At 56.5% G+C, this 13,632-nt stretch carries 12 protein-coding genes and 2 tRNA genes; 7 read left to right on the forward strand and 7 right to left on the reverse strand.

What is annotated here, in order from left to right:
* Window positions 1-23: 23 nt before the first annotated feature.
* From L6R44_RS08345 to L6R44_RS08360, 4 genes are read right to left on the reverse strand one after another with little or no spacing between them, the layout of a single operon-like run.
* A complete protein-coding gene (locus L6R44_RS08345; protein WP_237423851.1) occupies window positions 24-623 on the reverse strand; it encodes a DJ-1/PfpI family protein in 600 nt (199 codons plus the stop codon).
* A 22-nt stretch (window positions 624-645) separates the two neighbouring features.
* On the reverse strand, window positions 646-1,836 hold the full coding sequence (locus L6R44_RS08350; RefSeq protein ID WP_237423852.1) for a glycoside hydrolase family 88 protein: 1,191 nt from the start codon (window positions 1,834-1,836) through the stop codon (window positions 646-648).
* Between the two features lie 13 nt (window positions 1,837-1,849).
* Window positions 1,850-3,130: an oligosaccharide MFS transporter gene (locus tag L6R44_RS08355; RefSeq protein WP_237423853.1), complete on the reverse strand. Its 1,281-nt coding sequence runs from the start codon at window positions 3,128-3,130 to the stop codon at window positions 1,850-1,852.
* On the reverse strand, window positions 3,127-4,965 hold the full coding sequence (locus tag L6R44_RS08360) for a DUF2264 domain-containing protein (protein WP_237423854.1): 1,839 nt from the start codon (window positions 4,963-4,965) through the stop codon (window positions 3,127-3,129). Before L6R44_RS08360 ends, L6R44_RS08355 begins: the two co-directional genes overlap by 4 nt.
* Before the next feature lie 228 nt (window positions 4,966-5,193).
* Between L6R44_RS08360 and L6R44_RS08365 the strand changes: the two genes are divergently transcribed.
* Entirely contained in the window at window positions 5,194-6,051 is an 858-nt protein-coding gene (locus tag L6R44_RS08365) for an AraC family transcriptional regulator (protein WP_237423855.1), read from the forward strand.
* 79 nt (window positions 6,052-6,130) lie between these two features.
* Here L6R44_RS08365 and L6R44_RS08370 read toward each other — a convergent pair.
* Window positions 6,131-6,218, reverse strand: a tRNA-Ser gene (locus L6R44_RS08370).
* A 278-nt stretch (window positions 6,219-6,496) separates the two neighbouring features.
* Here L6R44_RS08370 and L6R44_RS08375 point away from each other — a divergent pair.
* The 6 genes from L6R44_RS08375 to L6R44_RS08395 all read left to right on the forward strand — a co-directional run bounded on the left by L6R44_RS08375 (window position 6,497) and on the right by L6R44_RS08395 (window position 11,539).
* On the forward strand, window positions 6,497-7,633 hold the full coding sequence (locus L6R44_RS08375) for a D-alanyl-lipoteichoic acid biosynthesis protein DltD (RefSeq protein ID WP_237423958.1): 1,137 nt from the start codon (window positions 6,497-6,499) through the stop codon (window positions 7,631-7,633).
* Window positions 7,630-7,752: a hypothetical protein gene (locus L6R44_RS24885; protein WP_256371422.1), complete on the forward strand. Its 123-nt coding sequence runs from the start codon at window positions 7,630-7,632 to the stop codon at window positions 7,750-7,752. Before L6R44_RS08375 ends, L6R44_RS24885 begins: the two co-directional genes overlap by 4 nt.
* Before the next feature lie 9 nt (window positions 7,753-7,761).
* Window positions 7,762-8,880, forward strand: coding sequence for an MBOAT family O-acyltransferase (locus tag L6R44_RS08380; protein ID WP_237423959.1), 1,119 nt, complete (start codon window positions 7,762-7,764; stop codon window positions 8,878-8,880).
* Complete coding sequence (locus tag L6R44_RS08385) at window positions 8,877-10,310, forward strand: AMP-binding protein (RefSeq protein WP_237423856.1); 1,434 nt, start codon at window positions 8,877-8,879, stop codon at window positions 10,308-10,310. The genes L6R44_RS08380 and L6R44_RS08385 overlap by 4 nt, the downstream gene beginning before the upstream one ends.
* A gap of 17 nt (window positions 10,311-10,327) precedes the next feature.
* Window positions 10,328-10,546 carry an acyl carrier protein gene (locus L6R44_RS08390; protein WP_008499867.1) on the forward strand — a complete coding sequence of 73 codons (219 nt, stop codon included), beginning with the start codon at window positions 10,328-10,330 and terminating at the stop codon, window positions 10,544-10,546.
* Between the two features lie 156 nt (window positions 10,547-10,702).
* Window positions 10,703-11,539, forward strand: a complete 837-nt coding sequence (locus L6R44_RS08395; RefSeq protein WP_032639368.1) for an alpha/beta fold hydrolase — start codon at window positions 10,703-10,705, stop codon at window positions 11,537-11,539.
* A gap of 127 nt (window positions 11,540-11,666) precedes the next feature.
* On the opposite strand, the gene L6R44_RS08400 is transcribed toward L6R44_RS08395, so the two are convergent.
* Window positions 11,667-11,754, reverse strand: a tRNA-Ser gene (locus L6R44_RS08400).
* Between the two features lie 130 nt (window positions 11,755-11,884).
* Window positions 11,885-13,513, reverse strand: a complete 1,629-nt coding sequence (locus tag L6R44_RS08405) for an ABC transporter substrate-binding protein (RefSeq protein ID WP_237423857.1) — start codon at window positions 13,511-13,513, stop codon at window positions 11,885-11,887.
* Window positions 13,514-13,632 lie beyond the last annotated feature (119 nt).

Consider the following 13,632-nt stretch of genomic DNA (forward strand, 5'->3'; position numbering starts at 1 on the left):
GGCGTAGCGCCGCCGGGCGAAACTCACAAATCGCACTTTGCCAGCCCGTAAGCGGGCTCGCTATCCTGCCACGCGTACTCAATATGGCTGGCCTGCTCGCGCGCCAGTGCCCCATCGCCCTGCAATCGCGCCGCCAGGGTAAAGGCGAAATCGAACACGTTGCCCAGCCCGCGGCCGCTGAGCAGATTACCGTCCTCCACCACGTCGGCATTGACGTATATGCCGTCGCTGACCGTTTTCCACAACTCGCCGGAACAGACATAGCGGCGGCCCTTCAGCAGCCCGTTACCGCCCAACACGCGGGCGGCGGCGGAACAGATCGGGCAGATATATTTGCCCATGTCATCGTGGCGGCGGACGAAGGCGATAACCTCCGCGCTTTTCGCCAGGTTGACGCTGCCTTCCGGACCGCCCGGCAACACCACGGCGTCAAAGGTCTGTTCGAGGCTGGCCTTCAGGGTGCTGTCCGCCACCGTTGGGATGCCGTGATAGCTCAACACGTCGCGGCTCTCGCCGCAGGCAATCGTCTGCACCGTCAGATTCAGGCGGCGCAGGATATCGATGGTGACGATCGCCTCCCCCTCTTCAAAACCCGGGGCTAATAGTACGGCTACGCTTTTCATTTTGCTCTCCATGACTTCAGGGTTACCAGTACGGGTGCCAAATCTGTCGCAGCCGCGCCAGCAGCTCAAGATAGAAATAGTCTCCCCAGCTACAGCACTGATCGACGCCCTTGCCGCTGCCCATATGATAAACCGAGTGCTGCAGCAGCCCTTCGGTCGGATCGTCGTCGCGAGCAAGGTAGTTATCGGTCAGGGACAGCGCAATGCGCAGCGCCATCTCTTCGTAATACGCGCGGTTTGGGTCGAGCGTCGGCAGCGCCTTGACCAGCTCCAGCAGGCCGCAGGCGGCAATCGCCGCCGCTGAACTGTCGCGCACGGCGTCAGTCCCGAGCAGCGCCAGATCCCAGTGGCAGACATCATCGTCCGGCAGACGGTTGAGGAAGTAATGCGCGAGGCTGCGCGACAGCTCAACCATCTGCTTATCGCCGGTGTGCTGATAGCTAAGCAGGAAACCGTAGATGCCCCATGCCTGGCCGCGCGACCAGCAGGAGGTATCGCTGTAGCCCTGGTGGGTGTTGCCAAAGCGCGGCTCGCCCGTCTGCACGTCCATATAGTAAGTGTGATACGTCGAGGCATCTTCACGCACGATATACTTCGCTGCCTGTCCGGCGTGAGCCGTCGCCGCTTGCGCATAGCGCGGATCGCCGGTCTGTTCGCTGGCCCAGTACAGCAGCGGCAGGTTCATATTGCAGTCGATGATCATTCGCCCCTGCTGCTCCGGGTCGTTTAAATCACCCCATGCCTGAATAATTTTGGCCGTCGGATTAAAACGCTCCATCAGGCGCTCGGCTGCCAGCAGCGCCGACCGGCGAGCGGCTTCGTTGCCGGTGAGGCGCCAGGCGCTGATGCAGGAGAGCGAATAGAGGAACCCGAGATCGTGCGTTGCGGTATCGATGCGCTGCTCAATACGCCGGGCGAACGACGGTAAATAGCGCTCGGCGGCTTCGCGATAATGCGCTTTGCCGGTCATCTCCCACGCCAGCCACAGCTGGCCGGGCCAAAAGCTGGTGGTCCACTCCACGTTATCGGTGCGCGGCCAAACCCCCTTCTCGCAGGCTTCGCCGGGAAATTTATCGCCGAAGGCGACAATATTGCTGTCGAGCTTGCGCGTGACGCGGGTTAACGCCGCTTCCAGCTTCTGGCTCAGGGCCAGGCGATCGACCAGATGCAGTTCGATCGGCCGCAGCGCTTCGGTGATAACAGATTGGGTCATAACAACTCCTGAATTAATGTTTGGCCGGTTCAGCCGGGGCGGTATCTAACGCCGGAGCAAAGGATCGTGAGTCATCGCGCGTCGACCGGCAGCGCGACAGCGTAAAGGCGGAAATCAGCGTAAATAGCAGGGCGCAGCAGCCCATCAGCAGATAGGTATGCTCAAAGCCTATCCTGTCGTACAGATAGCCGGCAGGCGGCGCGACCACAATTGAACCCACGTAAATCATCGCCTGGTAGCCCAGCAGGTACATCGTGGCGTTAACCCGGCGATGAAAATGTTCGGCGATGTATTTGAAGACCGAGATCAGCAGCAGCGCGATCTCGACGCCGTAAAACGGTTTGATGATGGAGATCACAATCGGGTCGCTGGTGAGCCCGGAGGCGATCAGCCGAGCCCCTACCACGCAGCCGCAAAACAGCAGGCCGCGCTTGGCCCCGTAATGGTTCACCAGCCACGGGATAAACATCATCATCACGAACTCCATCCCCGACTGGACGGTGCTCAGGTAGCCGTACCAGGCATTACCCTGCTCTTTGGTGGCGAAGAACGACACGAAGTAGCGCGGGAACTGCTGTTCGGCGATAAACATCATCCACGCCACCCCGGCGACGTAGAGGCTGAACATCCAGAACTTGCGGTTTTTCAGGAGCATCAGCACGTCGGCAAAGACGATCTTATTGGCGGAAATAACGCTGTTATTGCGCAGCTGCTCATCGCCGATTTTGAGGCTAATCAGCACCAGCAGCATCAGTACCGAGGTGCCGCTGCTGAGCAGAAAGTTGGCCAGCGGCGTGACGTTAAACAACAGTCCGGAGACCGACGCCGCCATCGCCCAGCCCAGCGAACCCCACATTCTGATGCGGCCAAACTCCAGCCCGTACAGGCGGCTAAAGCGGTCGGCGTAGGATTCAGACGCCGCCACGCCGGCGTACCAGCCCAGGCTCAGGTACAGCGCGCCGATGATAATCCCCGCCATCGCATGGCTTTGCAGCAGCGGCTGGTATACCAGCGCAAAAAACGGCGCCATCAGCGCGGAAATGGCGCAGACAAAATAGAGCAGCCACTTGCTCATGCCGATTTTGTCCATGATGTAGCCGTAAACCGGCTTCAGAATCACCGCGAAGACGCCATTGATGGCGAACACGCTGCCGATGGTGACGCTATCGAGGCCCACTTTCTGGCTCAGCCACAGGGCGTACAGGCCAAAGCTTGATGACCACGTGAAGAAATAGAGAAAAATAAAGGTACTCATTTTGTACTGCGCGGCGCGTACGGACGATGATGTGCTCATAGCGATGCCTCCGGGGCCAGAACGAGCGTCGTTTCCTGTCGTGCCGTCACGAAGCGTACCGCGTCGTCGCTAATGATGGCCTGTGGGCAATGTTGCGGATCGAAGTCGGCGGCATTTCCCGCCCACACCGCGCTGATTAACACATGCTTACCGGGGTCGAGCTCGCCGCGCAGCACCGGCACCGCCGCGCGCTCGGCGAACAGCAGATTACTGTTTGGCGGCGTCAGTACCGTTTCGCCGCGGCGGATGTGGGGATGTAAACAGAAAATGGCCGTTGCATCCCGGGGGCTGCGCAACCAGCAGGCGCCGTCACCCTCGTGAACCTGCGGCTGCGGGCGGTTCGCCAGGCTAAAGCCCCCCTCCGCGCAGTCCAGCGCGCGCCGGGTGTTGATACGATGGACGCGCAGCTGCCAGTCGCCCAGCGCCAGCAGCCAGCTCTCAATCACCACGTCGCGCCACGGCAGCCAGCGGCTGTAAATGGTGCCGTCAGCGGTGACCACCTGCTGGCATTCACGGCGGCCACGCCAGTAGTTATCCTTTTCGGCCAGCAGCAGCATCGAATCGGGCGCGGCGTGGTTCAGGCCATAGCGCCCGCGTTCGAGGGTGAAGCCAAAGCGGGTGGAATAGGCAAACTTGCAGTATTTCGCTTCGGTATTGACGAAGTTGTTCAGCTCAAGCTGGCCGGACGTCAGCATCCACAGGTGATCGGCCTGATGCACCACGACCTGATCCGCGTGGGCTATCGTGTGCTGCGCTGCCAGCGGCGGCAGCGGCAGCTCTGCGGACTGCCAGAAGGCGTCGCCCTCATCTAGTGCCAGCACCAGCAGGGTCTTCAGGCCCCAGTAGGGCGAACCCGGCGCGTTGTAGTCTTCCGCCATCGCCAGATTCGGGTAGCTGTAGCCGACGCTCAGTATGCCGTCGCGGTCAAATATCGGCTGCTTCAGCCACCAGCGCAGATGGCGCAGCACGATGCCCTTCATCACGCCCGGCGAAAAGACCTCCAGCCCGGCGAAGGCCGCCGCACTCCAGAACGCCGCCTCGGCAAAGCGGTAGGTCAGGCTACGGCCAAACGGGATCGCCGCGCCGTCTTCGGCGAAGAAATGGATGAAGTCAGAGGAGAAACGCGCGGCGCGATCGCGCAGGGTTGCACACCGCTTAGGATCGACATCGACCATCAGCTTCGCGTAGATCAGGCCATAGAAATGGAAGCCCATCGAGATGTAATAGTCGCGCGGCCGGCCCGGACCATCGGCGTACCAGCCATCGCCGAGATAGTAATGCTCCATGGCAGCAAAATGGTCCTCCAGCGCCTGCGGGTTGGTCGGCATGCCGCAATGATGGAAGCCGACCTGCACCAGAATCGGGAAGAAGTGCCAGTTGTTATCGGGGATGTCCTGGGTCTCGCACTGCCTTAGCCAGCGCCATAAATTCGCTTTCTCCGTCTCGGTGAAGTGTGCCAGGACGGTTTCACCCGCCAGCGCCAGCAGCAGACCGTAGGCCGCCATCTCGACGATGCGCTGATCGTAAGGGCCAACATCCCCCCAGTAGTCAGCGTGCTGCGGATTGGTGCCGTTTTTTATCGCCTGTAAATAGAAGGAGAAGCGCTGCGGCTCGCTGCCGCCAGCCAGCAGCGGCGTGACGCCCCACAGCAGGCGGGAAAAGGCTTCCATGCTCGCGACCTGCTGGCCGTAGTGAGCGGTGAAGTTTGCTAAATCAATGCGGCTGGCGTCTTTTTCAAACCAGGGCGCCACCGCGTTGAGCATCTCGTTGACCAGCCGCTGCACCTCTTCCCGGCCTGTCAGTGGATTATCCAGATTGATGTTTTTAGGTTGCACAGGGTCCTCCCGCATTACACGAGGGTAGAGATAAGTTGTTGTTATTAGGCTTTTTAACGCCATGAGTGCGACGTCTGGATGAAGAGTAACTGCTTTTATTCCCGGCGCTGAGTGAGCAGACTCACAAAATTGAACCGCTATTTCATTTTTTCTGGATTTTGCTGGCCGCGAGAGGGATAAATTACAAACGATGGCCTAAAAATTTAAATCTGTTGTCCTGGAGGTAAAATGAGGGAAACGCAACTGCTGGAACGGATCACGCTCGATCGGCAGGCAATATCATTTAACCGCATGTATACCACCAGCGCGATTTATTACCACTGGCATCAGTGCGTTGAATTGCTCTATATTTCCAGCGGTTACGGCATCGTGGTGGTGGATAATCAGCACTATACCGCGCGTCCGGGGCGACTATTTATCTTCCCGCCCTTCCGTTTGCACAAGGTGCAGGTGGATCATAGCGATAAGAACCCCTATCACCGCACCACCATGCACATTGAGCAATCCGTCATCGAAAGTGCGCTCAGCGCCTTCCCGCGCCATCAGGCCCGGTTCGCCGCGCTGGCCGCCAGCAATCTGCCGGCGCAAATCTACGATCTCAGCGTGCACGCGGCGTTTATCGAGAGGATCCTTGAACAGTTTCAGGGCCTGGAGGATAACGAGCAGACCGCGGCCTGCGAGGTGGCATTTCTGGCGATGCAGCTCATGGCATTTCTGCCCGAGCAGCCGCAGCCCTACCCGCCGCGCCAGCAGACCGTCGCCTCGCGGATTATGAGCTGGGTCGAAGCCCACTATGCCAGCAAGTTTTCACTCGACCAGCTAGCGCACGACCTGGGGCTCTCGCGCAGCTATACCTCACGCATTTTTCGCCAGCAGACCGGCGGCAGCATCCATGAGTATTTGCTAACCCGCCGGATAAAAAGCAGCTGCGATCTGCTGCGGTACAGCGATGAGCCTGTTGACGCCATTGCGCTGGCGGTGGGCTTTAGCGAGGTGACCTATTTCATTACCTGCTTTAAAAAGATGATGCGCCAGACGCCGCTGCAGTATCGACGCAGTATCCTCAGCACCAGGATTCCCGCTTAAGGCAGTTTTTACCAATCAAAACGGGATTTTCTGCGCGCACAAAAAAACCCAGGTCGCATAACGACCTGGGTTTCGAATTTGGCGGAAGCGTAGAGATTCGAACTCTAGAACCCTTTCGGGTCGCCGGTTTTCAAGACCGGTGCCTTCAACCGCTCGGCCACGCTTCCAAAGTGAGGCGCACTATAAACATCTATTAGCGCCTTGTAAAGCAGGAATTTTTCTATTTTTACCCATGGGCGTTTGACTGCGCAAAAAGCCACCGAAACGCGTTCCCTGCATGACGCTCTTCTCCCTTGTACAAACCGTAACACAGCGACGCTCATCCTTTTAAATCGCTCTGGTATAGAATGCCACAAAAATAGACGGCCATTTGTTGTGTAATTGTTATAAATCTGAGCGCCTACAGATTGTAGAAATTACTGCCACGTAGTTTTACTGGTTAATGATGAAAATCAAAAATACGTTTTGCTTACATATCCTGATGGCGACGCTGGCCATTATGTTCATTTGTGTTCATCCGCTGATGACGAGCGTCAATCCACCGCTCACCTTCCAGCCGCTGATTAAATCCATGACGGGCACGCCTAAAGAACAAGCGGAAAAAATTGCGACTATTTCCCATGCCTTACAGGGGAATGCTATTTTTTTCATTGGCGCGTCTGAGGTTGCCACCTCAGAAGATGAACATTACGCGGTATATAATTACTTTAATAAGCAATTGCACCAGCCCGTCGTGGCGTATGGCGATGCGTTTGTTGATGATGAAACGCAATTTTTACTGTTCTCTCGTTTTAAAAATAGCCTTAACGCAAACAGTAAAGTGGTGTTACTTTTGGCGCCTGACAGCTTTTACTCAAAAGGGCTGCCGCCGGCTATTTATGCCGATAACTTCCCAGGCTCTATCTTCAATCCGCTGATGAAAGATCCGCAGGCTCGCCCGCTGCTGGTTAATTACTTAAAACATATTGATGCTAAAGAAATAAGCCATTTAACCTTTGGCCAAATGCGCGTCTTTGGCTGGCATCCCGACCTGATGTGGGACGAGCTGAGCTTCCAGTTTGCGAACATCTGCACCCAGATAAAAAACGACTGGCTGGCGCTGCTCAACGTGACGCCCCAGACTGTGCAGCCCTGGCCGCAGCAGCCAGCCGCCCACATGTCACCGGACTGGGATAAAGAGCTGGCGAATGCGCGCGAGTTAAATAAAAAACGCCAGCAGAGCGCGGCAACGCTGTGGATGGACAAAACGATTTACGAAGAGGACGGTAAGCCGCAGCAGTGGGATGACACGCCGGTCGTGCCTGCGCAAATTGCCGCTTTCCGTAAAACCGTTCAGCTGCTGAAAGATCGTCACGTGCAGGTGATTGCTATCGTCGACCCGGTTAACCCCTGGGCACTTTACAATACCGACACCTTCCGCCCGGTTGATAAGCAAATTAAAACCATTCTGGAAGAGAACCAGATCCCCTATTTAGATATGTACGCCATGCCGTATCAGAATGGCTGGAACTGGGATCGTTTGCACCCTTCCGAACTGGCCTGGGTTCCTATGATTCGTTTTATTGCACAGAGTTTTAAATGATGAAAATTGCGATCCGTCTTTTTTTCCTTTATCTCCTGCTGGCGATCACCGTCGTCGCGTGGACCTCTGTCGATGACAGCATGAGTATGCAGCTGCATTTTGAATATCAAAAGTTCTGAGGCCGAATGATGTACAGCTCGGGAATGTTTTTTGTCTATTTATTTTCATCCGCCCTGGCGTTTGCGCTGGTCAATCGCGTATTACGCCATCGCCTGACCTATATATCGGCGTTATCCGTGCTGGCCGCGTTAGGCTGGGGCTATATTTTTCAGGGTGACTACCGGGTTCCCGCGGCCGTATTTTTCAGCTTTTATCTTGTCGCCACGTTAAAAGAAAAGGGATGGTTAAAAACCTGGCAGGCGATTGTGTTAACGCTGCTTCCTTTATTTTTGGTGAAACTGCACGTTAATCATCATCTCGGCATGATTGGCCTCTCCTTCATGACGTTCCGCGCGGTGGACGTGCTGCTCTATCGCAGCAAAAAGGAAGGGCAGAATTTCCTGCACTATTTCTGCTACCTGTTTATGCCCTTTATTATCCTGGCTGGCCCGATGTACCGCTGGCGGACATGGATGAGTGACGTCAGCAGGCCCGTATTTGCCCTTAACCGCGAACAGTTTTTAGTCGCGCTAGAGCAAATCATTACCGGCATTGTCCAGAAGTTCCTGTTTGCCATGCTGATTGATTCGCTTGTTGTCCAGCCCTGGAGCCATAAGCCGTTTACGCTGACCGTGGGCGTGGTGATGTCGATTGCCTATAGCGCCTACCTCTACTTTGATTTTGCGGGCTACAGCAATATGGCCATCGGCGCGGGCCGCCTGTTTGGGCTCAACATTCCGGCAAACTTCAATATGCCGCTTCTGGCTAAAAACCCGCAGGATTTCTGGCGCCGCTTTCATATTAGCCTGTCTGAATGGCTGCGCGATGTGGTCTTTATGCCCGTTTATATGAACCTGATGAAGTTCAACTTTTTCCGTCAAAACAAAACGCTGGCGCAAAATATCGGTATTTTTTGCACCCTGTTCTGCATGGGGGCATGGAATGGTCTGGAGCGCCATTACGTCATTAGCGGCGCGCTGTTTGGCGCGATTTCCGTCGCGCACAACATGCTGCTGTGGTCGGCCAAACGTAGCCCGGCACTGCACCGCGGGCTGCAGTATCCGGCCGTTGCGTTTTTAGGGCGAATTCTGACGCTGGCGAGCGCCGCGGGATCCCTTTACATCTTTAGTGGAATGTCACCTCTATGAAAAATCACTCCGAGCTTCAGGAACTGCAGGATTTCCTGCGTGCGGCATTGTGCGATCCCGCCTCCCCGCAGCAGCTGGCCATCAGCGGCAGCGACGAAGCCTTAAGCTGGCTGCAGCTTTCCGCCGCCGTGGCGGACTGGGCAGCGCGCTATCAGCGTTGCCAGCCTGCTGTCGGGACGCCGGTCGTGTTATATGGCCACCAGCAGGCCGAGTTCGCCGTGGCGATTTACAGCTGCCTGCTGCACAACATTCCGTACATCCCGGTGGACTGCATTTACCCGCAGGAGCGCCTTCGGGAGATCTGCCATCTGGCGAGTGCCCCTTACTATTACGACGTCGCGACCCGGCAGTTCATCGCCACCGGTGAGTCGGGCAAGGTGCTGGAAGAGCAGGATCTGGCCTACATCATGTTTACCTCGGGCAGCACCGGCAAGCCTAAAGGGGTGCAGATTGGCCGTGAAAGCGTATGGCACTTCATGAAATGGGTCAGCAAGGACTTTTCCCTGCCGGAAAAACCGGTCCTGATGAACCACGCGGTGTTCAGCTTTGACCTCTCCCTGATCCCGTTGCTGGCGAATCTGGCGATGGGCGGACACATCGTCCTGAACGCCAAAGAGGACATTCAGAAAGAGACCTGGCTGGCGCGACTGAAAAGCAACGCCGTCTCCGCCTGGGTCTCCACCCCCTCTTTTGCCTACCAGCAGCTGCTTTCCCCGCAGTTCAACAGCGAGTATTTGCCTGAACTCGGCGTGTTTATCTTCATTGGTGAAGTGTTAAACAAGGCACTGGTTAAACAGCTACGCCGCCGCTTCCCGCAGGCAAAAATCATCAACTCCTATGGCCCAACGGAAGCGACCATCGCGACAACCGTGGTTGAAATCACGGATGCGATCCTGAACAGCGACGGTGCCGTGCTGCCGGTAGGGGTCATGATGCCTGAGAGCAAAATGGAAATTTCCGCTGAAGGCGAGCTGATTATCTGGGGGAAAAACGTCATGCGCGGCTACCTTGGCCTGCCCCAGGAGAACGCGGCGAAATTACTTCATCGGGAAGATGACGCGTTTCGCGGCTACCGGACCGGCGATCTGGGCTATGAAGACGGGCTCATCTACTGCCAGGGCCGCAACGACAGCCAGGTCAAACTGAACGGCTACCGTATTGAAATCAACGAGATCGAAAACCGCCTGCTGGCGATGTCCGGCATCAACGAAGCGGTGGTGCTGCCGCTGATGAAATCCTGCGGCAGCGTGCTGCGCATTGCCGCGTTCTGCGTGACGGAGCTGGCGCCGGATACCATCAAAACCTCGCTGTCGAAGGTGGTTCCGCCCTATATGGTGCCGTCACAAATTATCGTAAAAGACGCTTTGCCGCTGAATCCTAACGGCAAAATTGACCGCAAGCTGCTGGACGCTTACGCCCGCACAAATTAATGACCCCAGGAAAAATTATGGAACAAGAAATTCTCGCCCTGTTCGAAAAAGTGTTATCCCGTAAGGTGGGCTTTCACGATGAGCTGATTGAATCCGACATTCTCGACTCCATCCTGGCGGTCGACATGGTGCTGGAAGTGCAGGACGTTTACGGCTGTATGATTCCGCCAACCGACGTGGCGACGGTGCTGAAAACCCCGGCCGATCTGGCCCGCTATATTGAAGAAAACCGCTAAACGCCTCTGCCGTAGCCCCTCCCCTGAAGGCTCTGGCACCGCGTGCCAGAGCCCAGAACGCCAGTTGAATATCCTTCACCGGAATGAAACCCACCGCGTTTATGATTTCTCCTACACTTTAGGGGTCGTGTTGTTTTTAACAGAGGAGTCTGCGGTATGGCATTCGTAACCACGAAAGACGGCGTCAATATTTTTTATAAAGACTGGGGTCCGAAAGAAGCTCAACCTATTGTATTTCACCACGGCTGGCCTCTCAGTGCCGATGACTGGGATAACCAGATGCTCTTCTTCCTCGCAGAAGGCTATCGCGTTATCGCTATCGATCGTCGCGGTCATGGGCGTTCGGACCAGGTGAGTGACGGCCACGATATGGATCATTATGCGGCCGACGCGTCGGCCGTGGTTGAAAGCCTGGACCTGCGCAATGCCGTGCACGTGGGCCACTCCACCGGCGGCGGCCAGGTCGCCCGCTATGTCGCAAAGTATGGCCAGCCGCAGGGGCGCGTCGCCAAAGCGGTGCTCGTCAGCGCCGTACCGCCGCTGATGGTCAAAACGGACAATAACCCCGGCGGAACGCCCATCGAGGTTTTCGACGGCTTCCGCAGCGCGCTGGCGGCCAATCGCGCTCAGTTTTATCTCGACGTCGCCAGCGGGCCTTTCTACGGCTTTAACCGTGATGGCGCCGAGGTTTCACAGGGTACGATCCAGAACTGGTGGCGTCAGGGAATGATCGGCAGCGCCAAAGCGCACTATGAGGGGATTAAGGCGTTTTCTGAGACCGACCAGACGGAAGATTTAAAAGCCATCACGGTCCCCGTTCTGGTGATGCAGGGCGATGACGATCAGGTCGTGCCGTATAAGAATGCGGCCCTGCTGCAGGACCAGCTGCTGGCGAACAGCGTGCTGAAAATTTATCCGGGCTTCCCGCACGGGATGCACACCACCCATGCGGATACCATCAACGCGGACATTCTGGCGTTTATCCGCTCATAACGCCGCGTTTGTTGCCGGGTGGCGCTGCGCTACCCGACCTACATGTCTTTATTCGTTCATAAAGTCGGGTTTTACATTCACGCCAAAAGAAAAACCCCAGGTTAACGAGTAACCTGGGGTTTATATCTGGCGGAAGCGCAGAGATTCGAACTCTGGAACCCTTTCGGGTCGCCGGTTTTCAAGACCGGTGCCTTCAACCGCTCGGCCACACTTCCTAAGTGAGGCGAACTATAAACACCTCCCCGCGCGCTGTAAAGAGTGGCGTCATTCGTTCGCTGTAAAAATAGTCAAAACGTGTTTAATCGGTTGAACTGACGACACATCGACGATTTTATCAGCACAGGGCTAGTGTTTCTTGATGTACATGTCCTTCGTGTAATAGTACCCCAGCTTATCCGGCGTAAATCCGCCCACCCACGGTTTGACCAGATGCGTGCGGACGTAGTGATACACCGGAATGGCGGGCACATCGCGCCCCAGCAGATCTTCCGCCTGCTGGTAGAACTTGCCCCGCTCCTCCGCTGTTTTGGCTTTGGCGGCATTGAGCAGCGCCTGGTCGTAGTCCGGATTGCTGTACTGGCTGGTGTTTTCGCTGTCTCCCGTGCGGAAGGTGTTCAGGAAGGTCGCCGCATCGTCATAATCGGCAATCCACGCGTAACGCACCGCGTCAAAGTTGTGGGTGTGCATGGTATCCAGCATGGTTTTCCACTCCTGGTTTTGCAGCTTTGCCTCCACGCCGAGGTTTTTCTTCCACATGGAGCTGGCGGCAATCGCAATGCGCTGGTGCGATTCTGAGGTGTTGTACAGCAGGTTAAAGCTCAGCGGGTGGCTGGCGTTATATCCGGCCTCGTTCAGCAGCTTTTTCGCCTCCGCGATGCGCTTGTCCAGCGGCCAGCTGGCGTAATCCGGGTTCTGTAGCTTAACGCCGCCAATGTCCGGCTGGCTGATCAGCCACGCCGGGCGCTGCCCCTGCCCTAACACTTTTCCGGCAATGATGTCCTTATCCAGGGCCATGTTTAGCGCCTTACGCACGCGAGCATCGTTGAACGGCGGGCGCGTGGTGTTGAACTCGTAATAATAGGTCGCCAGCTGTGGAGAAACGTCCAGCTGGCTGCCGAGAGTTTTCTTCAGCTGGGCAAACTGGTTAATCGGCACCGTGTAGACAATATCGATTTCGCCCGCCTTATAGCGGTTCACGTCCGAGGCCTCGGAGGTGATGGGTAAATAGGTCACCTTGTTGATTACCGTATGCGCATTATCCCAGTAGCGCGGGTTGCGCTCCGCCACGATGCGCTCGTTGACCACCCACTGCGACAGCTTATACGCCCCGCTGCTGACGAAATGCTCCGGCTTGGTCCACTTATCCCCGAATCGCCCAATCAGCACTTTGTCCACCGGCACCAGCGACGGGTGCGCCAGCATCGGGAGGAACGCCGCGTTGGGCTGCGTGAGCGTCACTTCCAGGGTGGTGTCGTTTATCGCTTTTACGCCCAGCGTATCGGGCGCTTTTTTCCCCTGGGCGATCTCGGCCGCGTTAGCGATATGCATGTTGCCCGGATAGCTGGCATACGGTGACGCCGTTTTCGGATCGATCAGGCGCTGCCAGCTCCAGACCACATCTTCTGCGGTAATCGCCGTGCCGTCGCTCCAGGTGATGCCCGGACGCAAATGGAACGTCCAGACGGTGTTGTCCTTGTTCTCCCATTTTTCCGCCAGCCGGGGTTGAATCTCGCCTGAAGGAGAGACGCCGACCAGACCTTCGAATAAATCGCTGATAATATTGAATTCGACATCGCTTTCAACTTTATGCGGGTCGAGCGAGGCCGGTTCACTGCCGTTATTCCTGACCAGTTCCTGCTTATCGGCCAGCGCGGTTCCTGCCGGCACGTTAGCCGCCCAGGCTGCCGTGCTGGCGCACAGGATCCCGGCGGTGAGTGAAGAAAGTGTAAAGCGCGTGCGTGTTTGTGGTTTCATGTCCTTCGCCTTATTGTCTGTTTTATGACGATCCGGAGATAACTCTTAGCGCTCGGATGGTAATAACGCAATATTTTTCAGTAACCTATAAGAGGTTGATCTGGTAAATTTTCTCAAAC

Source organism: Enterobacter cloacae complex sp. ECC445, assembly GCF_021892025.1.
Taxonomy (GTDB): Bacteria; Pseudomonadota; Gammaproteobacteria; order Enterobacterales; family Enterobacteriaceae; genus Enterobacter; species Enterobacter chengduensis.